This window comes from Peribacillus sp. B2I2, assembly GCF_041261685.1.
Lineage (GTDB): Bacteria > Bacillota > Bacilli > Bacillales > DSM-1321 > Peribacillus.
Map to the genome: position 1 here is coordinate 3,017,681 of NZ_JBGCCB010000001.1, position 22,349 is coordinate 3,040,029.

Genomic DNA, 22,349 nt, shown 5'->3' on the forward strand with positions numbered 1-22,349 from the left:
TTCCTGTCGTGTTTTTTCATTTCTCTGCCTAAAGCCATAAAACAATATGGCTTATTTATATAAGGAATATTTTATTATAATAAGTAAAGCTTTACAATCACCTTCTGATGCAGTAAAAAAGTCAATTTCCCTTACCCTGGAACTAATTGAATTAATGTACAACCGGTCACTTGATTGCTTTTTTATTGGAACTGAATTTAGACGCCTGAGTATGCCATGAAGCCCCCATCGACAGGTACCGTTATTCCCGTGACAAAACCCGAATAGGATTCATCAACGAGCCACAGCAAAGTACCGAGTAAATCTTCAGGCTGACCAAAACGCTTCATTGGTGTCGCGGTAATGATTTTATTAGACCTTTTTGTCATGCTCCCATCTTCGTTAAGCAACAGATCCCGGTTTTGCTTCGTCAAAAAGAATCCCGGAGCAATGGCATTCACCCGTAAACCCTCTTCGGCAAAATGGACAGCCATCCACATGGTGAAATTATTTATCGAAGCTTTGGCAGCACTATATGCTGGTACTTTAGTCATTGGAGCGTAGGAGCTCATGGAAGATACGTTTACGATAACTGGTGCTTCCACTTGCAATAACTCTTTTCCAAAAACCTGACTGGCCAAAAATGTACCGGTGAAATTGCTGGCAAAAACTTGAGAGAAACCATTTTCATCCAAATCAAAAAAGGATTTTCCTTCCGCTTCTTCCCCATATTTCTCTGGAGCTGTAATGGCATCAGGGTGATTGCCTCCCGCTCCATTTATTAATAGATCAACTCTACCGAATGTTTCTATTATTTTCTCCCTTGCATTCTCCAATGAAGTTCTATCCAAAACGTCTGTCGCGATGGATATCGCAGCGCCCCCAGATTGTTCAATGAGTTCGACCACTTCTTGCCCTTTTTCAGCCGTTCTATTCAATATCGCTACCTTGACACCATGACGGGCCAATTCCACAGCCATTTTGGAACATAATACACCACTGCCTCCAGTGATTACCGCTACCCTGTTTGTTAGGTTTTCATGGATGGGAATCATGATTTTTCACCTAATTTAGTAGCTTCATATGCATCCCATAAACCTAGCAAATACATGATTCCCAGTGCTCGGTCATATAAACCGTAACCTGGGCGGCAAACTTCTCCCCAAATATGGCGGCCGTGGTCCGGTCTGACATAACCCGTATAATTTTGCTTATTCAATTCTTCCACAACACCCTGTATATTGATGGAACCATCTTGAGTATGATGGGACGTTTCCACAAAGTCACCGTTTTCATAAATCTTCACATTGCGTATATGGGAGAAAGGTGCACGGTTTGCATACTTTTTAGCCACTTGGACCATATCATTTTTTGGGTTTGCCCCCATCGAGCCTGTACACATGGTAAACGCATTCGACGGCGAATCCGAAATCGAGATCAGTTTTTCATAACTCGATTCTCCGGTGATGATTCTTGGCAAGCCAAAAATGGACCATGGCGGATCATCAGGATGTATTGCCATTTTTATACCGCAAGCCTCGGCAACAGGTAATATTTCTTTAAGGAATATTTCAAGATTCGCCCATAGCTGCTCCTCGTCCACAGCCTTGTAAGCTTCGAATAATTCAGAAATTTGATCCATCTTTTCGGATTCCCAACCGGGTAAAGTTAAATCTGAAGCTTCGGTTACAGTACGAATTAAATCTTGCGGATCTAACGTATCCACTTTCGCCTTTTCATAAAATAAGGCAGTTGAGCCATCTTCCAATGGATGGAACATTTCCGTCCGAGTCCAATCAAAGATCGGCATGAAGTTATAACAAATGACTTTCACACCAGCTTCCGAAAGATTGCGAATCGTCTCTTTGTATTTCTCTATATATATCATGCGATCTTCGTTACCCAATTTTATCGATTCATGGACATTTACACTCTCCACGACATCCGTGTGAAAACCAAATGATTGGATATACTCGATTTCTTCTTTAATTTCTTCCTTTTCCCATACCTCACCAACAGGTTTTTGGTGTAGTGCCCAGACAATCCCTTTCACTCCAGGAATCTGTTTAATGTGCTCCAATGAAACAGTATCATTGTCTTTCCCGTACCATCTAAATGTAATGTTCATCATGCACCTCCATCATTCCGCAATTTTCTGCATGTATTTTCTGCTTAACTCCACTGCTGCCTCATAGCCGCCATTCTTATAGGCTTTGTTCAAGTCACTGCCGATACCGATTGATACCGCGCCTGCATTCAGCCAGTCCTTCATATTGTCCAAATTAATTCCGCCCGTTGGCATGATCCTTACATTGGGCAGGGGACCATTAACCGACTTGATGAAAGAAGGTTCAAAATGGTTTGCCGGAAATAATTTTATAACATCACAACCTGCTTCCAATGCCATAGCCATTTCTCTAACTGTCATGCAACCAGGCATATAGGGAATGCCATATCGATTACAAAGCTCAGCAACACCATTGACAAAATAGGGACTGACGATAAAATTGGCACCAGCTAAAATCGCATGTCGTGCCGTTTCAGAATCCAGTACCGAGCCTGCTCCTAAAAGTGCATTCGGATTCTGCAATTCTTTGAAAGCTTCTTCAATTCCCGGAGTTGTGTAAGTCAATTCTATTGCCCGAACACCGCCATCCACAGCTGCTTTCGAAAGTTTTACTGCCTCCCCTGCATCTTGCCCACGGATAACAGCCACTACTTTCGTTTCCATTATTCGATGAATAATTGAATGTTTATCCATAACTCATACCCCCTTAATTAAAAACGATGATCGCTTTTCGAACTTGTTCAGGATGATTTTCAACAAAATTAAATGCCTCTTGGATATCATCGAGTGAAAATGTATGGGTAACTAAACCTTCATGTCTTAGTCTGCCTTCATTTAACAGCTTGACCACTTTTGGGAACTGGTTGGTTTGCAATCTAGATCCTTTTACCGATACTTCCTTTTTAGTGATTGGCAGCTGGGAAACGGATGCAGGACGTTCATCAAAACCCAGTACGACAATCCGGCCAGCCGTTGATACGACATCGAATGACAATTCAAATGTCATCGGCAAGCATACTGCATCAATGACGACGTTGGCCCCTTCGCCCTTCGTCCATTCCTGTACTCGCTTTTGAACATCTTCTTTTCCCGCATGGACGGTAATATCTGCGCCGCTTACTTTAGCGAATTCCAAACGCTCATCACTTAAATCCGTGATCATCACTGATGCACCTTGAAGCTTTGCCATCTTTAATATGCAAATCCCAATAGGGCCTGCTCCTTGGATAAGCACTGTTTCCCCTTCCTCCACTTCGCCTCTCCAAACGGCCTGTGCACCAATTGTATAAGGCTCAGCCAATACTATTTCTTCCCAAGCTAAAGCGGAATCCACAACATGTAATTGTTTCTCGGGAAGGACGAACCATTCCCTCATCCCACCATCTTCATGCACGCCAAAAACGGACAGTTTTTCACAAACATTTTGGCGACCTTTACGGCAAGCGTAACACTCCCCACAATAACTGATTGGCTCAATAACAACGTGGTCCCCCACTTTTATGCCCGCGACACCTTGACCTATCTCCACAACTTCTCCCGCTACCTCATGCCCAACTACCCGCGGCAGAGTTGCAAGGGGATTCGTACCATGGTAAATATGCATATCCGATCCACAGATCCCGACTCTTTTTACTTTCACAAGTACATCCGTTGAGTTCGAAATCCGGGGTTTTTCCACTTCTTGAATGATAAGTTCATGAGCTTTACGTACTTGAACCGCTTTCATTTCTTCCACCTACTTTGTAAGAAATTCATAAACACTTGCAGCTATCGTTATACCTTGTTTCAGGTTTTTTTCTTCATTGATCTGTTCAATCTCACCCGGTACATATACGCGTTCGAACCCTGGAGCAGGTTCAACCTGTTGCAGTTCTTCAATCATATGATCCATTTGTCCTAAAAATATATCGGTATCCGTAAAGAATGAAGGATTAATTACACAAAAATAGTGTCCCAGCTTCCGTTTCTTATCAAGATCGTCATACATTTTCCCAATGTGCGGACCAAATGCCGCGCCTGCCAATAATCCAGAAAACACATCTACAATTACGGATAGACCATAGCCTTTCGGGCCGCCGAAAGTGGAAAGGGAAACGACTTTATTCGGATCTGTGACCGCAGCTCCATTTTCATCCACTCCCCATCCTTCAGGGATTTCCTTTTCTTCTTCACGCGCCTGAAGGATTTTCCCCCATGCAACATGGGAAGTTGCCATATCAAGGATAAAGGGTTTCTTTGTTTTAGCAGGAACTCCATAAGCGATTGGGTTTGTACCAAGAAATGAGGTTTTTCCTCCAAAAGGGACCACAATTTTATCGGTATGTGACATCGCAATGCCTATCAACTTTGCATCAGTGGCTTTTTGAACGAAATAGCTTAGTGCTCCGCAATGGCTGCTATTAAAAACAGTCACCATGCCCACTCCATTATTCCGGGCCATTTCAATCGCATGGTCCATGGCCACTTCGCCAATGACATGCCCAAATCCATCATCTCCATCAACCACACCGGTAACAGGCCCTGTCTTTTGGTAGGAAATCTGAGCATCGGGATTTATACCTCCTGCCAGTAAACGGTTTACATAATGCTCCGTTCGCAAAACACCATGGGAATTGACATTTCTTAGATCGGCATGAACCAATACCTCCGCGATTTTTCCGGCATTTTCTTCATTTAAACCCACTTTGGTCAGTTGTTTTATGACTAATCGTTTTGCTTCCTCAGCTTGTATCGTTACTGTTGTCATTTTATCCCCTCATTGCTTTCAGTCTTCTATCTTTCAATAACAGCCTCATTCTGTATGAAAGGCATTACTTCATCTAAATATGGTAAACCTTCATTGTCCCCTGAAACAGTTGTGACAAGAGCTCCTACACCATTAGCGAATGTCAATCTTTCATCGATGGATAGGCCATGAAGATATCCGTATATATAACCGGCATCATATCCATCCCCCGCTCCAACAGTATCTACCGGTATAACAGGGAAGGCTTCTTTTTCATGCCATTCTCTTTTTGTATATAGTTTTGAACCATGTTTCCCGTCTTTGATGACCAGCTGATCAATATCATTCAGTTTTGCAAATTCCGCCAATGATTCTTCAGTGTCATTTCCAGTTATCAATTTTATTTCATCTAAACCTGTAAGCAAAATATCCACATATGGGAAAATATCGAAATAAACCGATCTCGCTTCCTCGATGGACCATAGTTTCAATCGGATATTCGGATCAAACGAAACAGGGATATTTTTTTGTTCCGCTATTTCCATCACCCTTTTGGCAATATCCACATTTTTGGGGTCTATAGCCAAGAAAACTCCAGTAAGATGGACTATATCAATCGCTTCAAACATCTTCTCCGTTATATCTTCCGGCTTTAAAGTCAGAATGGGAGATTGATAACGGTAATAAAATGTCTTTCCGGAACCATCCTCCCGGATTTCTTTAAAGTTAATGGATGTTGGATATCCATCTACATAGGCAACATCACTCATGTCCACGCCTTCCCCGCGTGCGAAATTATATATGACTCTACCGAACTCGTCCTTGCCTAAACGGCTTAACCATTTTGCCCTCATGCCAAGCCTTGCACAGCCAATCGCAAAATTGAGTTCAGCGCCTCCTACTTTTCGCTCAAAACGGGTAACAAATCTTAAAGGTCCTGTTTCTTCCGGATTTAGCGTAATCATGGCGTCGCCGAGCGTTAAAACACCATATTTTGACAATACAGTACCTCCTTCTTTCGAACACTCAAGTAAAAAGTAAAACATGTGATCATACCCACTAAATCGATTTAGTTAATTACTAAACCGGTTTGGTAAATCATAAGGAAATTGTAAATGAAAACCCTACCAAAAACAATAGAAAAGTTTGATAATTTGTAATTTTATTTTTATTCGACCTATTCCCGTGCATATTTCAGCTTAAACCATGGTAAATATCCATATTACGTAAAATCGGTATTGGATTTTTAATTGATTATCAGTTTCTGATTTTTTAACCTGGATATCTTATTAAAATTTTACTCTTTGCTATTAATTTGGAGTAAGTTGTATAATATATCAATTGTTAAATAAGTTTGAAAGGTTGTTTTGAATGAGTTTTGTGAAAATTTACATCTTACTTACGGGAATTATGATCACATGGGGATTGAACGTTTCAGTTATTAAAATTTTAGTTGCGAATACACAGCCCGTAACAATAACATCTTTGAGAATTTTTACAGCTTCCCTTGTAGTCATTATTATCCTTTTATTTCTTGGTCTAATACGTCTTCCTAAAAAAAGTGAACTTTTTTACGTTTTTGGAGGAGCACTTTTGAGTGTCGTTTTTCATCATTATTTTTTAGCTGAGGGATTAACGAAGACTTCCGCTTCGAATGCTGGGCTGATTTTGGGCATGGGTCCTATTTTGACTGTCGTATTGACTATGATATTCTTTCGCAAAAAGCCCACATTAATCCGGCTTCTTGGCTTTATATGCGGTGCTTTAGGAGTGAGTTTTACCGTTATGGCAGGAAGTGGAGGAATACATTCTATTAATCTGGGGGACATTGATATTTTGCTTTCAATTCTGTCACAGGCGTTAAGTTTCATTCTTATTAATAAAGCATCCAAAACGATGGATCCACGATTATTAACCGGCTACATGATGCTGATCGGGTCTTTTATCCTTTTTGCCATCAGCTTATGGAAAGAGCCTGATGGCTTATCTTCACTGGCAACTGCACCGCATTCCATCTGGGGAGCTTTCTTTTTCTCCGCTATTTTTGCCACTGCCCTTGGGCACATGGGCTATAATTATGCAATTGGTCAGGTAGGCGCAGCCGAATCATCCATTTTTCTTAACTTAAACACTTTATTCTCTCTGTTAGGGGCAGCATTTTTCCTTAATGAAGCCATAGTGCCTGCACACTTCATTGGACTGATTTTAATTGTTTCAGGTGTATTGCTGGGCTCCGGGGCAATGGAAATTTGGATTCTTCAAAGGAAAAATAAAGGGATATCTGCCTAGCGGCCACCGCATTACCTTGTTTCCGAATCTTTTCCTATGACACTACTATCCTTATTAAAAAAAGGAATTGTAGTGTCATAGTTTTTTTTATACATGTACAATAGCGTATTACGTATGATACCGGCCAAACAACCAATGTATGAACAAGTCCATTGTAGTGTCCCCATTTGCACAAGCCTTTTGTTAGCTGTGCCATCCAACTTTTGTTGCATCAAATTCGCCTTGAACGGAAACCAACGAGACCATTTCCCCCTTATTTCAACCAAGAGAAACCCCTCGGAAACATATTATGAACTTAATAAAAAAAGAGACTGTCTATGCGTTACAGACAGCCTGAGATTCCCTTTATGCTATATTAATTCGCCCAAAGCGCAAACAATCCTTCTGTCACACCCAATTTGTATATATAATAAAGTCCGAATCCAAAACTTATAGCTCCCGCCAGTTTGATGAAGGTTCGGTTTAAACCGATATTCTTTCCATTCAAAGCAAACGGTATGCCCAGTATAGTTGTAAAACACAGCATCCCAATAATCGTCCCTGCGCCAAATATAATTATATAGATGGATCCTTCACCTATACCGGTAACGGTCGACATCGTTAGGATGACCATTGCGGCACTGCCGGCGAGACCATGGACGAACCCAATTAATGCAGAAACCAAAAAAGGACGTAATCCATCATGGTCGTTCGTGATATTAAGGCGGTCCTTAAATAAACTTTTCGCCCCAAGTATAACTAGCATAACACCAACACCGAATTCCAACGTCATGCTTAACGACTCCGGAATTTCCCCTTTCATCCAAATATACAGCATCCCTGTAAGAAACAGGGTACATGTATGGCCTATTCCCCAATACACCCCCGTTAGAGTGGAACGTGATATTTTTTTCGTATTTCCTGCTGTGGTTGCAACTGCAATAACGTGATCCGGCTCTAACGAATGTTTTATCCCCAATAGGAAGCCTAATGTGAGAATCGAAACGAAACTCATTTTTCCACCACCTCCCCGAGACACTTCCATACTTCTTCATACACCCGTTTAAGCGGTATTTTGTTTTGCATGGCAATTTTACGGCAATCTTCATATTCGGGTGCCTGCTGCATGGGCAAACCCTCATGGACCCCTCTCTTTATCGTCACTTTCCCCCATTGTGTATGCACATTGAAAAAAGATCGTTCGAGCCGGTGCACGGTAAGCGGATAGTAGCGTATACCAAGAGTCGTCGTTTCAGCAAATAATATTTTCTTCATTTTCGAAATCATCTGCTGTGAACAGAGAAGTTGCAATAACACCCCTGGTCGATTTTTTTTCATGAAGATTGGCGTATAATATACATCATTTGCTCCTGATTCAAACAGCAAATCCATTACATGTCCAAGCCATTCACCGGAAATATCATCCAGGTTAACTTCCATTTTTACCATTTGTTCATCAAGATGCTCATGATCAGGTGGGCGGTTCATTGAATCTCCCCGATGATAATGCGAAGGACGTTCGGATGATTTTCAAATGTTTTTGTTCCCGCTCCATAGCCAATCGATTCGACAGTCATGGCTGGAAGCGAGCCAAATGTTTCAGCCAAAACCGCAGAGATGGCAGCACCGGTCGGCGTTGTTAATTCAGAACGAATATCGTTTGCGGCAATTGGTACCCCTTTTAATATTTCAAGAGTGGCAGGTGCAGGAACCGGATATATGCCGTGATCAATATGTATATGTCCAGACCCCGTGGGAATGGCTGATGACTGAACTGATTCGATACCTAGCTGATTGATTAAAATTGCTGCGCCGATTATATCTATTATGGAATCTACCGCTCCTACCTCGTGAAAGTGAACTTTTTCGAGAGGAAGCCCGTGTATGTGCCCTTCCGCTTCACCAATCTTCCTAAAAATGGCGAGTGACATGTTCGATACCGATTCATTAAAGTTAGCCTCATTTATTGCCTCCACAATTTGTTTGTACGTACGGCTGCCATGATGATTGTGAAGCACATGGCTATGATTGTGTTCGTGTTCATGGGTATGGTTATGTTCATGGCTATGACTGTGTTCATGTCCATTACTTTGGCTGTTTTCATGACTATGTTCGTGACTCTGTTCGTGTTCATGTGGTTGCTCTGATCCACTGGTGAGAATGACATCAAATTTAGTACTCCTAATGCCATTTTTGACGACCTTCCCCCACGACAGAGTATATTCTTCATCTATGTTCAGCTTTTTTAACTCTTCTTCCATTTGTAAAGGATCTGCACCTGCATCAATCAACGCACCAATTACCATATCTCCGCTTATGCCAGAAAAGCAGTCAAAATATAATGTCCTCATCATCATTGATCTCCTTTTTATGTACAAGTTTGTAAATAAGCGCTGCATTGTAGACCGCACCAAATCCATTATCGATGTTTACCACACTTACACCTGATGCGCATGAATTGAGCATCGATAAAAGGGCCGATAAACCGTTAAAATTCGCACCGTACCCGACACTTGTCGGCACAGCAATAATTGGATTCATGACAAGGCCTCCTAACACACTTGGTAGTGCCCCTTCCATACCCGCGACACAAACTGAAACGGTAGCACTTCGTATCTCGTCAATATGATCAAGGAGGCGGTGCAGCCCAGCAACACCAACATCGTAAATACGCCTGACTGGAATACCTAGAGTTTCGGCCGTCACGGCTGCTTCTTCAGCAACCGGCAAATCTGAAGTCCCGGCGCATATTATTGCGATATATGTACCGTCGGATTTCGGCTTTTCTTTAACCCATGCAAGTGTCCGTGCAATCTCGTTATACTCAAAATCACTACATTCTTTTTGTACAAATACCGCTTTTTCCCGAGAAATACGCGTCACAAGCACGGAATCATTCCTTATCCGCAGCGATTGGACAATCGTTAAAATTTGTTCAGCTGTTTTCCCTTCTCCAAATACAATTTCGGGAAATCCTTGTCTCTTTTTACGATGGTGATCGATTTTTACAAATCCTAAATTTTCATAGGATGCAAGTTTTCCCTTTGCTTCCGCTGCAGTCAATGTACCATTTTGAACCTGCTCTAAAATGTCGTCAATCATAACATCTCTTCCTTTTCAAGCGTTATATTCATACTCCCGCTCTTATAGCCAGTGAGATCCAACGATACATACTTATAACCGAATTCCTTCAGCCGTTTCGTAATCGCGACATGATATTGTAGCACTCGCGGCATATCAGCGGGTTCGACTTCAATTCGGGCCGTCTCCCCATGCGTCCGGACTCGTACCTGGTGAATATCCAATGATTTTAAGTAAGCCTCTGACTTATCCACTTTCGTCAATTTTTCCTTTGTAATGATATCGCCATAGGCTATACGTGAGGATAGGCAAGCAAATGACGGTTTATTCCAGGTTGGCAAACCTGCTTCCTTGGACAATACTCTTATTTCTTCTTTGAACAAGTCGGCTTCCTGAAGCGGGCCCCTGATTCCTTTTTCTTTAGCAGCTTTCATACCTGGACGAAATTCGTTAGCATCATCAGCAATAACACCATAAATAATATTATTAAATTCATATTCTTCAAGAATAGGACGCAAGTGTTCAAATAAACTACTTTTACAAAAGTAACAGCGATTTTGGTTATTTGCTGTATATCCAGGAATGGCTAACTCCGAAGTTTGAATGACACGATGGTTGGCGCCAATCCATTTTGATAGCATAAGTGCTTCATTCAACTCGCTCGAAGGATAGGTTTCCGAATCTGCTGTAATGGCTAACACATTATCATAACCCAATGTATCAATAGCGACTTTAAGCAAAAACGTGCTGTCCACGCCTCCTGAAAAAGCGACCACAACCGTCTCCATTTTTTGGAGAATAGCCTGCAGGTTTCTGTACTTTTCTAGTAACATAGCACTTTTCTCCTTTCTGGTTTGAGGATTTCTGAATTTATTTTATGTTCCACCAGAAATAACACCCTGCTGGACCACTAAAAGATTGCAAATTTGCCGGAAAGGATGAAATACACAGCTATTTTTCATTCCCAGCGCTATTAAAGTGACACACATATAAACGACGGCAAGCTATAGTTTTTTTTACGTTTGCCGAGAATTTTTTTGCAGTTTCTGACAGCCTGGAGTAGTCATCACCTGAAATCAAATTCGCAGGATTGATCAATGAACCACCAAGTCCCTCCGCGTTGGCAGCAGTCTAAAAAAAAGTGAGGTTGTCAAGGTTGACACCGCCAGCTCGCATAAGCGTGATGTGAGGAAGCGGCCCTTTAAGATTTTTTTGTTACAACGTCCATGTCACCATCTTCTTTCTCTTGTCAGGCTATTACGTGATTGGAAAGCGTGCCGATCTTTTCAATACTGACGTTCAACCGATCACCGTTTTTTAACCAGATTTTCGGATTGCGTCCCATTCCAACGCCAGGTGGTGTACCAGTTGCAATCAAATCACCTGGTTTAAGTGTCATGGATTGTGATAAAAATGATATGATTTTCGGAACCGTAAAAATTAGGTTGCTGGTATTTGAATCCTGCATAATTTCACCGTTTAATTCAAGCGAAATCGCTAGATTATGGGGATCGCCCACTTCATCATGTGTAACGACAACAGGCCCAAATGGAGCAAATGTGTCCGCCGTTTTGCCTCTTGACCACTGGCCGTCCTGAAATTGCAAATCTCGGGCGCTAATATCATTCATAATTGTATAGCCAAAAACATAGTCATTCGCCTCTTCTTCTGACACATGTTTCGCTTCTCTTCCAATGACAACCGCAAGCTCTGCTTCAAAGTCGACCTCGGTTGAATTAATTGGGATTTCAATCGCATCGTTATGGCCGGCAATCGCATTCGCATATTTTGAAAAAATGACCGGCGAAGCAGGTCGCTCCATCCCGGTTTCCTTGCAATGATCAATATAGTTAAGCCCGACGCAAATGATTTTTTCCGGCTGTGCAATTGGCGGCAGGACATTTACTTCTGACAGTCTGAATATCGCATCGTCATTTACCCGTTGCTCGATTAACTGTTCAGCACGTGTACGCAACTCGCTGCCTCGTTCTATGAATTTTTTCATACAAGCAGGAAATTCATCTGAACCTAGAGCCGTTAAACTAATAATTCGATCATCTTGAACTAGGCCAATGTGCTGTTCGTCTTGTACGGAAAAAGTGGCTATTTTCATAATTTCCCCCTTTCTTACGTCAAAGCGTATGGTGTTTTTTCCCCTTTTAAGACCTGAACGATATTTCTTGCTGCTTTTTGACGAAGTTCAACCATCGCTTCCTCAGAATACCAGGCGCTGTGCGGTGTAATAATGACATTGTCCATAGTGAGTAGTGGGCTATCGATGCGGACTGGCTCATTTTCTGTCACATCAAGTGCTGCACCTGCAATTACCCCTTTTTCAAGTGCATCAGAAAGTGCTGTTTCATCGATTATCGGTCCACGTGCGGTATTAATGATGACCGCATTTCTCTTCATTTGTTTAAGGCGCTCCTCGTTAATCAGATGGAACGTATCATCGATTAAGGGTACATGGACCGACAAATAATCGGCTTCACGAATAATTTCATCGAGATCCATTTTTTGAACGCCGACAGCAGCCATCTCTGCCGACGATACAAATGGATCATAAGCAGCAGTTTTAAAGCCCAGCGGTTTCACCTTTTCAATGAAACGGCGCGGAATGCGGCCAAAACCGAGAACTCCAACCGTTTGTTCGTTAAAACGATGAATCGGTACAGCCACTTTAAAGTCCCAGTTACCTCTTTTCACCTCATTGTTTAACAGCGTCACTTTGCGTGACCATGAAAGCAATAGTGCCAATGCATGATTCGAAACTTCTTCCATGCCATAATCCGGAACATTGGCAACCGTAATCCCCTTTTCTTTTGCCGCATCGAGATCAATTGTATTGACCCCGACACCGTAGCGGGATATGATTTTCGCGTTTTCAAGTGATGCAATTACGCGACGAGAAACAGGGGCATATTGATTTAGAATTGCGTCCGCATCCTTTGCCAGCTCAATAACTTCTTCTTCTGTTTTGCATTGTGCTTTAATAAAATCAAAGTCTAATCCGCTTTCTCGAAACACGTCTTCTTCATATTTCAAATGTTCAAATTCATAATCCGTTAATAATATTTTAAAGGCCATTAGACTCCACTCCTATAGATGGTAATAACCCCCTTAAAGGCAGGGGGATTACTCCCGTTTCAGATGAAAATCAATTATTTCACTGCTGCTTTTTCGACTTTCGCAATACCAAGTCCTTCAGCGCCAAGTTTCGATGTTTTAGCTTCTGGATAATATCGTTCAATCATTTGAATTCCAATTGCGGCACGGCGTACACGTTCCTGGGCGAGTGAGATGTTCGTACTTTCCCATTGTTTCCCTGATGGGTATACGTCAGGGTGATTCCGAAGGCCAAACTTGATGTATACAGGCGCCAATATACGGATGATTTCCGGTATTTCATAATAGCGAAGAAAGCCGCCGAAGGTATCCGGCACTTCTACGTATAAATCAATTGGAATGTCTATTGATTGTCGGATCGCTGCAAGTTTAGACAGCGTTAATGCAGGTGGCACGTTGTAGGTATCCGCACCGATGTCTTCCATTAATTTAACGGATACTGGATTGGCTGGTCCCATTTGAACCGATACTTTAACAACAAAATCTTCCGGGAGCTGTCCGTGTTTTTTCATCTCCTTCGTTATAAGAAGAAGTCCTTCATCCGCAACTAACGCACCGCGAAGACCAAGCGCCGCTCCTCTTTTCAGGTCTTCCATTGCATAAACAAGCTGGTCGGAGCCTTCATGGCGGATTCCCTGTGATTTTCCTCCCGGCGTAAGCGGTCCCGCACTTACATCCCATGAACCCCTGGGGCCGACAAACAAACTCAGCTCCATACCGCGCTCTGCTGTCAATTCACACATTTCTTTAATTTCATCATCCGTTTGAAGCATGATGCCGCTTCCTTGTGATATTCGGTGAATGGTCAACCCGAGTCGGTCAATTTCTTTCAGTGTTTCTTTTAGAGCAGCTGGTCCTTCTACACTTGGGAGTTCAATGCGGTATTGAGCGCCATCTGGAAATGTTTTCGTCGAGGTCGGAAGTTCTTTAAGATCAGTTGATGGGTAGCCTAATTGTTCGAGCAATTCGCGTGATTCTTTCATTATTGGACGCCTTCCTTCATGTCTAAAATTTTTAAAAGAGCAGCTACTTTATCACTCAAATCAGCAGGGTATACATCACATGGAGAACGGTGTCCAGCCGGCACGTCAAACCAGCGCTGATGAACGGCTTCTTTCATGGCAGTAAAAAATGTTGGACCGTAATTGTACAAATCCATCAGTTTTGAAATCACTTGATGATATTTCTGTGCTTCAGCAAGATCACCTTTTTGATACGATTCATATAAATCAACGGATATTTCCGGCATAAAAACAGCGCTTCCATTGATGCTCCCCGCTGCACCAATCATTTGAGCCGGAAGCAAATGCTCGTCAAACGCAGAGAAGACGCGGAAATCACTGCGAACATTCTTCACTTCCTCCAGCACTTGACGAAGGTGGCCGAAATCACTGACCGTCTCTTTAATTCCAGTAATGTTTGAATGATCTTCGGCTAATTTTTTAATCAATTCGATTGATAAATTTTGTCCTGTTAAGAGCGGAATGTTATAAATGAAAACTTGCAGATTCGTATGATTCGCGACACTGGAAAAATGTCGGTATAGTTGCTCGTCAGATAGCTTCCAGTAATATGGGTTGACTACGAGAACGCCGTTCGCTCCATGTTCTTCAGCATAAGAAGTTAATTCAAGTACCTCTTTTAATGAGGTATGTCCGACGCCAACCATCACAGGCACCCGTCCGTTAATGTGCTTTATCATTTCACGTACGTATAATTTTCTTTCTTCCGTTGTAAGTGATGAGAACTCACCTGAACTTCCCATCAACAAAATACCGTCAATATTCTTTGAAATTAATAAGTCGATATAACTTCTGTTCAGTGGTATATCTAAGTTCCCCGTTTCATCAAATAGGGTGACTACCGGTGGAATGATGCCATGAAAGTTCATTGTTTTGCCTCCTTTTATTACTATTCAGCGATGCTCCCGACTTCATGACGCCAAATTTGGTTTGTCCAATCATGTCCGGTTTCTGCTGACTGCTTCAATTTTCCATCATCAATTTCTACTCCAAGACCCGGTTTATCCGGAATTTTCACATAACCATTTTTACAGTCTGATAATTCTGAATTATTCACAAGGATGTCCGTGCTTTCGTTGTACTATATTGCCCTGGCCTTTTTCTGGAATAATGAAATTCTATGTCGTTATACTTGTTAAGAACCTTTAATGAAAACAGTTTTTATTGCTGTATAAAATTCCTTCGCCGCTTCACCTTGCTCTCGTGAACCCGTGCTCGATGCTTTCATCCCTCCAAATGGTGCTTGTAACTCTACGCCCGCGCTTTCTGCGTTGATACGGACAAGCCCTGCTTCAATTTCATCGATGAATTCCAGAATTGAGCTAATATTTGATGTGAAGATTGAGGCACTCAATCCGTATTTCGTATTATTTGCCAAGTCAATGGCTTCGACAAGATCGGTTGCTTTTATAAGCGCGATAACTGGCCCAAAAATTTCTGCTTGTGCAATCTCCATATCGGACGTCACGTCTTCAAAAATAGCTGGTGTTATGAAAAAGCCTCTATCGTAGTCTCCGCCAGTTAATATCTCCCCGCCATGTATGAGTTTCGCGCCCTCCTGCTTGCCTTTTTCAATGTACTCTGTCACCGTATTGAACTGGCTTTCACTTGCACATGGGCCCATCCAAATACCCTCTTGAAGACCGTTGCCGACTGTAATTTTCGCTGCTGCATCTACCAGTTTTTGTTTAAATTCATCATAGACGGACGATTCAACAACAACACGACTTGAAGCTGTACATTTTTGGCCTGAAGAACGAAATCCACCGCTGATGACTGCCTCGACTGCTTGGTCGATGTTCGCATCTTTCGTGACGATAACTGGATTCTTGCCACCCATTTCAAGCTGATATTTTATCCCGCGAGCGGAAGCTGATTTTGCGACGCTCTGCCCAACACTTTCAGAACCGGTAAATGTAATCGCATTTAAAAGCGGATGATCGATGAGTCCTTGACCGATGATCGATCCCTTACCGGTAATGAAGTTCACAACGCCCTCAGGGAAGCCGGCTTTTGTAAAGCATTCCATCACTTTCGCTGCTGTAACGGCTCCCTCCGTAGCAGGTTTCCATACGATTGAGTTGCCATATACAAGAGCAGGAGCCATTTTCCAGATAGGAATTGCTACCGGGAAGTTCCATGGCGTGATTATCCCGACAACACCAAGTGGGGTGCGTTTCGTAAACATTAGGGCATCTTTATCGGATGATGGAATAACATCGCCGTCTTTCCGCATCCCTTCCCCAGCATAGTAACGCAGGATGGCAACACCTCGTGCCGTTTCCCCTTTTGCTTCCGGTAACGTTTTACCCATTTCGCGAGTCATTGTTTCGGCAATTTCATCTAGATTTCCTTCCAATATATTGGCCGCTTTGAAAAGGATTTGTCCACGTGCAGACTGCCCTAGCCTCCGCCAATCCCTCTTCGCCTTATGCGCAGAAGCTACAGCTTTGTTCAAGTCATCTTCCGTTGAGCTTTGAACGTAGCCTACCGGTTCTTTGTCCGCTGGATTAATGCTTTCGATTGTATTTCCAGAAGATGCATTCACCCACTCATTATTAATGAAATTTTTATATGTTTTCGTTGCAAATGTAGTTGATATCATAATCCTTAGCTCCTTTTTCGTTTAGAATGTCGGTCCAATTCTCCAAATACCAAAGTCATGCTGCTTTAATATCTCCGCTTTTGTTAGTTTTCCGTTTGAAACATGTTGAATTTCTTCCATTATGCGCTTGCCCACTTCATCAACGGTTTCTAAACCATCGACAATCGTACCAGCATTTAAATCCATATTTTCATTCATCCTGTCAAACATTGGTGTATTAGTTGAGATTTTTATGACGGGTGAAATAGGAGAACCCGTTGGCGTGCCTCTTCCACTTGTAAAGAGAACAATTTGGGCACCGCCTGCGACCATTCCCGTCAATTGCTCAATGTCGTGGCCAGGCGTATCCATCCATACCAGCCCTTTTTTTGTGGGCACCTGGGCATAATCAATGACTTCTTCCAGTCTGGTTGTGCCTGATTTTGTAGCCGCCCCCAATGATTTTTCTTCGAGTGAGCTGAGACCTCCCTCAATGTTTCCCGGACTCGGATTTCCGGTGCGGATGTCTACGCCCATTTGAATCGAGCGGTCTTCCATCATTTTAATAACGGCATAAGCTTTTTTTGCTACCTGGTCGTTTGCCGCCCGGTTAGCGATCAAATGCTCTGCACCGATGAGTTCAGTCGTTTCCGCTAATATTGCGGTTCCCCCCTGCTGAACGACCAAATCGCTTGTACGCCCAACTGCCGGATTCGCCGATAAGCCGGAGCATGCATCCGACCCACCGCATTCTGTGCCGACAATCAGCTCGCTAAAATCACATAATTCCCGTTGCACCATCGAGGCATCCTGGACCATTTTGACCGCAATTTTAGCTACTTCGGCAATGGTTTGAAGAGTGCCGCCATGATCCTGAATCGATACAGTTTCCACTGGTTTACCGCATTTGGCAATTTCATCTCCAATACGGTGCGCCTGATGTGTTTCACAGCCAAGTCCGAGTACTATGACACCATATACATTGGGATTCATGCCCATCCCCGCATAGGTTCTGGCCGTTTGATCATAATCAGTGCCCACTTGCGCACAGCCATGCTGATGAATGAATGTTACTGTTCCGCTCACCAATTCTGTGACGCGCTGAGCTGTTTGAGTTGCGCATGTAATCGTTGGCAAAATCAGTACATGATTCCGTACACCGACGCGGCCATCCGGACGGCGGTAGCCCCAAAACTGCATTTTATCATTTAGCAATTTTGTCACCCCTTCCTCTTTTACCTTCTAAATTGTGGACATGAACATGTGCACCAGCGGGAATAAAAGCTGAGGCTGCACCAATGACTTCCCCATATTTAATTATGTCTGCTCCTTGTTCGATGGCTTTGACTGCGAACTTATGTCCAAAACGAATCGGTTCAAGAATGGGTACGACAAGTTCTTCAAGGTCTGCCTTCACAACTACTGATGTGTTTGCGGGGATTTCTGATAAAGCGACAGCTACACTATCTTTCGTACTTAAGTAAAGTGTTTTATACTTGCTCATTTTGTCACCCCTTAAATTGTTTGAACGGCTTTACTTTGGATAACCGGGTTGTTTAACACTCCAATCCCTGGTATTTCAATTTCGATTCGGTCATCGCCTTTCAATGTAAATTCATTTGGCGGAACCACGCATGTACCTGTTAGTAAAACGGATCCGTCAAAAACAGTGTTATCTAAGACTAAATAGTCGACAAGCTCTTCCAATTTTCGTTTCAGTTGGTTTACTTTCGCTTCACCTTCAAATACTTTTTCTTCATTTCGATAAATACGGCACATGATTTTAAGCTCATATGGATCCGGAACAGCCTCTTTTAACAAGATGGCAGGTCCAATGGAACAAGAGTTTTTCCATACCTTTGCCTGTGGAAGATAAAGCGGATTTTCACCTTCAATGTCACGGCAGCTCATGTCGTTCCCTGCGATATACCCGAGTACCGTTCCCTCTTTATCGATGACAAGACCAAGCTCCGGCTCCGGAATTTGCCAATTGGAATCAGAACGCAAGTAAACTGGATCATTCGGGCCCACAGTTCTTGCTGCAGTCGATTTAAAGAAAATCTCAGGACGCACTGCATCATAAACTTTGTCATAGAACGTTTGGCGGTCAAGTTTTCCTTGCGTCGCTTCGTAGTTACGTGCTTCCTTGCTTTTTTTATACGTAACGCCGGATGCCCATACTTCCGGTGCGTCGATGGGAGTTGTTAATTGAAGACCTTCCAATGGCTGTGTTTCTCCTTTGTCGGCAAGTTGTTTTACAATATCAAACGCTGTTCTGTTTTCGTGGCGTGCCGTTGTAATCAACGACATAAAATCTGTAAATGGAAGGTCCACCACATTGTTTTCATTTGTAACTGCAGCAAGTTGTTTCTTGTTTTCTTTTACATAGCGAATAATTCTCATTTGCTAGTTCCTCCTAAATGGCAGACCTCTATTTAAATTTTTTGATATTCATAACCGAGTTCCTGCGAAATTTTACTGCTGCATTCCTTTAAGAGACGTACGTAATACTCATGTGTTTCTTCGTTTACTTTAGATGCAGGCATCGATACACTCATTGCAGCAATAACCTTTCCTGAATAATCTTTTATCGGTACAGCCAGACAGTAAATTCCCGGTTCGTTTTCTTCATTATCCATTGAATAGCCATCAATTCGCGCTTTTTCAATTTCCGTTAAAAACTGCTCCTTGGTTCTAATTGATCTTTCTGTCGGTCCCGTGTAATCATAACCGTCCAAGAGCAAATCCAGTTCACTATCCGTTTTGGTTGCCACAAGAGATTTGCCAACTGCACTCGTATGGATTGGAACACGCCGGCCAATACGGGAATATAAAACAGTTACTCCAGTGCCCTCCACTTTATCGATATAAACACCTTCCTGCCCGTCTAATATGACAAGGTGAAGTGTTAAATTCGTTGTTGCTGAAAGCCATTCAAGATGTTTTCTAGCTACGTTTCGCAAATCGAGATGGGTCACAACAACGCTTCCCCTCTCCAATAACTTTAATCCGAGCGAGTATTTCCCATTTTCTTCGCCTTGTGAAATATAGTGATGCACCTGTAAGGTTTTTAATAGTGAATGAACCGTACTTTTATGCAGATTCATTCGTTTACTTATCTCTGTGATAGTTAGTTCCCGCTCACGCTCATCAAATAAATCCAATATTTTCAAGGCACGCTCCACCGATTGGATGATAGGCATCGTTCCTCACTCCTTCTATTCTGTCTACCTTTATCTTATCGGATTTATGACGAGCATTCCTCACTTTATTACTACTTTTTTTTCCTGGAGTAAAATATCCTGTTCATAATCCAGTACCGCATCTTCAATGACAGCGATCGGGACCACACCATTAGCTGCATCTGTATGTCCAAACATCCTGTTGCTGGCCGCAACCATTTTTTGTCGAACTTTCATCCGCAGCTTGCGTTCCGCTACCAATGATTGTCTTTCTTCTTTTAAAAGTTCCGCAAATTCATGAACAACCTTCCCCGAACTAAGTTGAGTAGAATCGACAAAATCGATGCGTCGGTCACGAAGCTGAAGGTGAATTACATCACCTGATTTAAGTAAACCAATGCCGCCACCTTCATACGATTCTGGTGTCATATGTCCTATGGCAGCACCATACGTGACACCTGAATAGCGGCCGTCGCTAATGATCGTTGCGATTTTTTTCATAATACGGTTTGCATTGATATGCTGCATTGGTGTAAACATTTCCGGCATGCCAAATGCTACTGGCCCCTGCCCTGAAATAATGATTGCAATTTTCAAAGTGCCCTCTTCAACCATCCTGTCAAATAGCTCCTCATAGGTAGCAGATTTAAAAATAGACCATTCCGACTCCTTGTTGTATTTAAGAGATTCGAGCAATAGATTATGTTCGAAAAGCTTTTGCTCCTTTATTTTTGAAAGCAGATTTGAATCGAGTAGGCTTTTATTTGCATCATCTTCATTTTCGTAATAAAGGACAAATGCCAGCTTATCATCGAATTGGTCAAGCTGTGGTGTCGGCATTCCGCTGATTTTTACAACCGCGCTTTCAAAGAAGTTTCCTTTTAATACATCAACACCGCTGAATCCACGGCGTGGACTGGACAAAATGACCTGATCTTTCTTTACGTTAACCGCTTTTAGGCTACTTGTAATCGAAAGACGTTCTTTCCAAGTTTTTGCTGCGACAGTCGGCGCATCCTGGTCCATTGGTACGCCATTCTCAATAAGTTCATAAAAAAGTGTTTCCATACCCCTGCTTTTCCCGCTGCAACACTGCATGGCAAGTGAATAAATGTCCCTTCCTTCTGTCAAACTGTAGTCAAATAAATCTGGAATTGGATGTAAATGCTGGATGCGATCAATGTCCCATAAACTGAATTTGTATCCTGCATAAAGCATGCCTGCGACAATATGCATCATTAAGTTTGTAGAACCACCCGAAGCGCTGTGAATACGTATTGCATTTTTTATGTTCGTAGCGACAATGTTGGCCACGCCGTAGCGCTCGTCATTTATCATGCCGGCAAAGCTATCAAGTACCGAGTTAATTTGGCGTTGTGTTGGTGGATCGGTTAATAGCTCAACGGCTGGATGAACGAGACCCATGCCTGCCACTAAATGACGTGAACTATTGCCCGTTCCATTAAAGGCACATACACCTCCCTGCCCGTCACATGTTGCGACAGCAAGTCTCATTTCAAAATACTTATGCTGTTCCTTCGTCAATATTCCTCGTTCATATGCCCGTTCAAACACGCCCTGGAATGCAGTATTCGAAGAACATTGCAATATATATGCCATCGTATCTCGTAAATCAACGGCTACATCGGCTGCGCCTTTACTTTCCGCTTTTTTTGCAAGTGTTTCCAGTTCTTCTATCACGTCAGCTGGAATCGAACCTCCTTCTAATACGTGAGCAGGTGCAAATGTTGCGAAAAAGGGTGCTTCACCACGGTTGCGGCGCACACGATCAACATGTGCTAGTGCACTTACCACTCCAAGAGGCTGCTTATCACACCCTTGAATGACGAATGCACCATGATAACTGTGTGCCTCCAGCTGGTTGACAACCATTTGTGCAACCGCATTCCGGCTCTGAAGAGAGTAACTCATTCCTTGATTGTTTTGCGCAGTTCCATCACACATTACCGGTGTCGAGAAATGAAACGGCACGCCGCCGTTTTGCCAGATGCGGATTGCCGCCCGTGCCGACGTTTGATAATCCATTATATGGGCCGGGTGATCGGACGAACCACCGATAATTGCAATACGCGGGGCATTCCTCTCTAGCCGCATATAAATTTCTTCAAGCGTCCAATCAGGCTTGCCCCCTTCATATGTGGTGCCAAGCGTCAGCTTCGAACGGTCCAACAGACCCGCAACCGTAATGGGTTCATTTGCTTTTCCTTGTACATTATCGCGGTAAGGGTTTATTTCGTTATCAATTAGTGGATATAGGTGTGTCATTTCAGCACTCCTTTTCAGATTTCAAATT

General features: G+C 42.7%; 23 protein-coding genes. 1 reads left to right on the forward strand and 22 read right to left on the reverse strand.

The genetic code is table 11. The features are described from left to right. Positions 1 to 197: 197 nt before the first annotated feature. From ABIE66_RS14855 to ABIE66_RS14880, 6 genes are read right to left on the reverse strand one after another with little or no spacing between them, the layout of a single operon-like run. On the reverse strand, positions 198 to 1,034 hold the full coding sequence (locus ABIE66_RS14855; protein WP_289325266.1) for an SDR family oxidoreductase: 837 nt from the start codon (positions 1,032 to 1,034) through the stop codon (positions 198 to 200). After that, entirely contained in the window at positions 1,031 to 2,107 is a 1,077-nt protein-coding gene (gene uxuA / locus ABIE66_RS14860) for a mannonate dehydratase (protein ID WP_370015268.1), read from the reverse strand. Before uxuA ends, ABIE66_RS14855 begins: the two co-directional genes overlap by 4 nt. A gap of 12 nt (positions 2,108 to 2,119) precedes the next feature. After that, complete coding sequence (locus ABIE66_RS14865; protein WP_370015269.1) at positions 2,120 to 2,740, reverse strand: bifunctional 2-keto-4-hydroxyglutarate aldolase/2-keto-3-deoxy-6-phosphogluconate aldolase; 621 nt, start codon at positions 2,738 to 2,740, stop codon at positions 2,120 to 2,122. A 13-nt stretch (positions 2,741 to 2,753) separates the two neighbouring features. Beyond that, on the reverse strand, positions 2,754 to 3,773 hold the full coding sequence (locus ABIE66_RS14870) for a zinc-binding alcohol dehydrogenase family protein (protein WP_370015270.1): 1,020 nt from the start codon (positions 3,771 to 3,773) through the stop codon (positions 2,754 to 2,756). A 9-nt stretch (positions 3,774 to 3,782) separates the two neighbouring features. Then, positions 3,783 to 4,793 carry an ureidoglycolate dehydrogenase gene (allD, locus tag ABIE66_RS14875; protein ID WP_289325270.1) on the reverse strand — a complete coding sequence of 337 codons (1,011 nt, stop codon included), beginning with the start codon at positions 4,791 to 4,793 and terminating at the stop codon, positions 3,783 to 3,785. 26 nt (positions 4,794 to 4,819) lie between these two features. Then, entirely contained in the window at positions 4,820 to 5,818 is a 999-nt protein-coding gene (locus ABIE66_RS14880) for a sugar kinase (RefSeq protein ID WP_289325271.1), read from the reverse strand. A gap of 325 nt (positions 5,819 to 6,143) precedes the next feature. Between ABIE66_RS14880 and ABIE66_RS14885 the strand changes: the two genes are divergently transcribed. Continuing rightward, on the forward strand, positions 6,144 to 7,061 hold the full coding sequence (locus ABIE66_RS14885) for a DMT family transporter (RefSeq protein ID WP_370015271.1): 918 nt from the start codon (positions 6,144 to 6,146) through the stop codon (positions 7,059 to 7,061). A gap of 355 nt (positions 7,062 to 7,416) precedes the next feature. Here the strand turns inward: ABIE66_RS14885 and ABIE66_RS14890 are convergent, their stop codons facing one another. The 16 genes from ABIE66_RS14890 to ABIE66_RS14965 form a co-directional block, all read right to left on the reverse strand. Continuing rightward, positions 7,417 to 8,055: an urease accessory protein UreH gene (locus tag ABIE66_RS14890; protein WP_370015272.1), complete on the reverse strand. Its 639-nt coding sequence runs from the start codon at positions 8,053 to 8,055 to the stop codon at positions 7,417 to 7,419. Beyond that, positions 8,052 to 8,528 carry a nickel pincer cofactor biosynthesis protein LarC2 gene (gene larC2, locus ABIE66_RS14895; protein ID WP_370015273.1) on the reverse strand — a complete coding sequence of 159 codons (477 nt, stop codon included), beginning with the start codon at positions 8,526 to 8,528 and terminating at the stop codon, positions 8,052 to 8,054. The genes ABIE66_RS14890 and larC2 overlap by 4 nt, the downstream gene beginning before the upstream one ends. After that, positions 8,525 to 9,391 (reverse strand): nickel pincer cofactor biosynthesis protein LarC, encoded by an 867-nt coding sequence (larC, locus tag ABIE66_RS14900; RefSeq protein WP_370015274.1) that lies wholly within the window; start codon positions 9,389 to 9,391, stop codon positions 8,525 to 8,527. Before larC ends, larC2 begins: the two co-directional genes overlap by 4 nt. Beyond that, positions 9,372 to 10,142 carry a nickel pincer cofactor biosynthesis protein LarB gene (gene larB, locus ABIE66_RS14905; protein WP_370015275.1) on the reverse strand — a complete coding sequence of 257 codons (771 nt, stop codon included), beginning with the start codon at positions 10,140 to 10,142 and terminating at the stop codon, positions 9,372 to 9,374. The genes larC and larB overlap by 20 nt, the downstream gene beginning before the upstream one ends. After that, positions 10,139 to 10,954: an ATP-dependent sacrificial sulfur transferase LarE gene (larE, locus tag ABIE66_RS14910; protein ID WP_370015276.1), complete on the reverse strand. Its 816-nt coding sequence runs from the start codon at positions 10,952 to 10,954 to the stop codon at positions 10,139 to 10,141. Before larE ends, larB begins: the two co-directional genes overlap by 4 nt. A 416-nt stretch (positions 10,955 to 11,370) precedes the next feature. Then, positions 11,371 to 12,234 (reverse strand): fumarylacetoacetate hydrolase family protein, encoded by an 864-nt coding sequence (locus ABIE66_RS14915; protein ID WP_370015277.1) that lies wholly within the window; start codon positions 12,232 to 12,234, stop codon positions 11,371 to 11,373. Between the two features lie 14 nt (positions 12,235 to 12,248). Continuing rightward, positions 12,249 to 13,208 carry a C-terminal binding protein gene (locus ABIE66_RS14920; protein ID WP_370015278.1) on the reverse strand — a complete coding sequence of 320 codons (960 nt, stop codon included), beginning with the start codon at positions 13,206 to 13,208 and terminating at the stop codon, positions 12,249 to 12,251. A gap of 74 nt (positions 13,209 to 13,282) precedes the next feature. Then, positions 13,283 to 14,230 carry a U32 family peptidase gene (locus ABIE66_RS14925; protein WP_370015279.1) on the reverse strand — a complete coding sequence of 316 codons (948 nt, stop codon included), beginning with the start codon at positions 14,228 to 14,230 and terminating at the stop codon, positions 13,283 to 13,285. Further along, complete coding sequence (locus tag ABIE66_RS14930) at positions 14,230 to 15,138, reverse strand: dihydrodipicolinate synthase family protein (RefSeq protein WP_370015280.1); 909 nt, start codon at positions 15,136 to 15,138, stop codon at positions 14,230 to 14,232. The genes ABIE66_RS14925 and ABIE66_RS14930 overlap by 1 nt, the downstream gene beginning before the upstream one ends. Positions 15,139 to 15,158: 20 nt before the next feature. After that, positions 15,159 to 15,326, reverse strand: a complete 168-nt coding sequence (locus tag ABIE66_RS14935) for a hypothetical protein (RefSeq protein ID WP_370015281.1) — start codon at positions 15,324 to 15,326, stop codon at positions 15,159 to 15,161. Positions 15,327 to 15,404: 78 nt separating this feature from the next. After that, complete coding sequence (gucD, locus tag ABIE66_RS14940) at positions 15,405 to 16,874, reverse strand: alpha-ketoglutaric semialdehyde dehydrogenase GucD (protein WP_370015282.1); 1,470 nt, start codon at positions 16,872 to 16,874, stop codon at positions 15,405 to 15,407. 21 nt (positions 16,875 to 16,895) lie between these two features. Next, positions 16,896 to 18,053: a UxaA family hydrolase gene (locus ABIE66_RS14945; protein ID WP_370017052.1), complete on the reverse strand. Its 1,158-nt coding sequence runs from the start codon at positions 18,051 to 18,053 to the stop codon at positions 16,896 to 16,898. 4 nt (positions 18,054 to 18,057) lie between these two features. Then, on the reverse strand, positions 18,058 to 18,357 hold the full coding sequence (locus ABIE66_RS14950; protein WP_370015283.1) for a UxaA family hydrolase: 300 nt from the start codon (positions 18,355 to 18,357) through the stop codon (positions 18,058 to 18,060). An 11-nt stretch (positions 18,358 to 18,368) separates the two neighbouring features. Further along, a complete protein-coding gene (locus tag ABIE66_RS14955; RefSeq protein ID WP_289325284.1) occupies positions 18,369 to 19,256 on the reverse strand; it encodes a fumarylacetoacetate hydrolase family protein in 888 nt (295 codons plus the stop codon). Between the two features lie 32 nt (positions 19,257 to 19,288). Next, positions 19,289 to 20,056 (reverse strand): IclR family transcriptional regulator, encoded by a 768-nt coding sequence (locus ABIE66_RS14960; protein WP_370015284.1) that lies wholly within the window; start codon positions 20,054 to 20,056, stop codon positions 19,289 to 19,291. Between the two features lie 60 nt (positions 20,057 to 20,116). Next, complete coding sequence (locus tag ABIE66_RS14965; RefSeq protein ID WP_289325286.1) at positions 20,117 to 22,321, reverse strand: dihydroxy-acid dehydratase domain-containing protein; 2,205 nt, start codon at positions 22,319 to 22,321, stop codon at positions 20,117 to 20,119. Between the last annotated feature and the right edge of the window lie 28 nt (positions 22,322 to 22,349).

What these genes read in the sequence shown, in the direction of transcription:
- ABIE66_RS14880 (WP_289325271.1), bottom strand. Translation starts at nt 5,818, where the DNA reads ATGTTTTACTTTTTACTTGAGTGTTCGAAAGAAGGAGGTACTGTATTG.
- gucD (WP_370015282.1), bottom strand. Translation starts at nt 16,874, where the DNA reads ATGATATCAACTACATTTGCAACGAAAACATATAAAAATTTCATTAAT.
- larE (WP_370015276.1), bottom strand. Translation starts at nt 10,954, where the DNA reads ATGTTACTAGAAAAGTACAGAAACCTGCAGGCTATTCTCCAAAAAATG.
- ABIE66_RS14925 (WP_370015279.1), bottom strand. Translation starts at nt 14,230, where the DNA reads ATGAAAGAATCACGCGAATTGCTCGAACAATTAGGCTACCCATCAACT.
- larC (WP_370015274.1), bottom strand. Translation starts at nt 9,391, where the DNA reads ATGAGGACATTATATTTTGACTGCTTTTCTGGCATAAGCGGAGATATG.
- ABIE66_RS14950 (WP_370015283.1), bottom strand. Translation starts at nt 18,357, where the DNA reads ATGAGCAAGTATAAAACACTTTACTTAAGTACGAAAGATAGTGTAGCT.
- ABIE66_RS14855 (WP_289325266.1), bottom strand. Translation starts at nt 1,034, where the DNA reads ATGATTCCCATCCATGAAAACCTAACAAACAGGGTAGCGGTAATCACT.
- ABIE66_RS14865 (WP_370015269.1), bottom strand. Translation starts at nt 2,740, where the DNA reads ATGGATAAACATTCAATTATTCATCGAATAATGGAAACGAAAGTAGTG.
- allD (WP_289325270.1), bottom strand. Translation starts at nt 4,793, where the DNA reads ATGACAACAGTAACGATACAAGCTGAGGAAGCAAAACGATTAGTCATA.
- uxuA (WP_370015268.1), bottom strand. Translation starts at nt 2,107, where the DNA reads ATGAACATTACATTTAGATGGTACGGGAAAGACAATGATACTGTTTCA.
- ABIE66_RS14930 (WP_370015280.1), bottom strand. Translation starts at nt 15,138, where the DNA reads ATGAACTTTCATGGCATCATTCCACCGGTAGTCACCCTATTTGATGAA.
- ABIE66_RS14885 (WP_370015271.1), top strand. Translation starts at nt 6,144, where the DNA reads ATGAGTTTTGTGAAAATTTACATCTTACTTACGGGAATTATGATCACA.
- ABIE66_RS14955 (WP_289325284.1), bottom strand. Translation starts at nt 19,256, where the DNA reads ATGAGAATTATTCGCTATGTAAAAGAAAACAAGAAACAACTTGCTGCA.
- ABIE66_RS14960 (WP_370015284.1), bottom strand. Translation starts at nt 20,056, where the DNA reads ATGCCTATCATCCAATCGGTGGAGCGTGCCTTGAAAATATTGGATTTA.
- ABIE66_RS14920 (WP_370015278.1), bottom strand. Translation starts at nt 13,208, where the DNA reads ATGGCCTTTAAAATATTATTAACGGATTATGAATTTGAACATTTGAAA.
- ABIE66_RS14890 (WP_370015272.1), bottom strand. Translation starts at nt 8,055, where the DNA reads ATGAGTTTCGTTTCGATTCTCACATTAGGCTTCCTATTGGGGATAAAA.
- ABIE66_RS14870 (WP_370015270.1), bottom strand. Translation starts at nt 3,773, where the DNA reads ATGAAAGCGGTTCAAGTACGTAAAGCTCATGAACTTATCATTCAAGAA.
- larB (WP_370015275.1), bottom strand. Translation starts at nt 10,142, where the DNA reads ATGATTGACGACATTTTAGAGCAGGTTCAAAATGGTACATTGACTGCA.
- ABIE66_RS14945 (WP_370017052.1), bottom strand. Translation starts at nt 18,053, where the DNA reads ATGCAGTTTTGGGGCTACCGCCGTCCGGATGGCCGCGTCGGTGTACGG.
- larC2 (WP_370015273.1), bottom strand. Translation starts at nt 8,528, where the DNA reads ATGAACCGCCCACCTGATCATGAGCATCTTGATGAACAAATGGTAAAA.
- ABIE66_RS14965 (WP_289325286.1), bottom strand. Translation starts at nt 22,321, where the DNA reads ATGACACACCTATATCCACTAATTGATAACGAAATAAACCCTTACCGC.
- ABIE66_RS14915 (WP_370015277.1), bottom strand. Translation starts at nt 12,234, where the DNA reads ATGAAAATAGCCACTTTTTCCGTACAAGACGAACAGCACATTGGCCTA.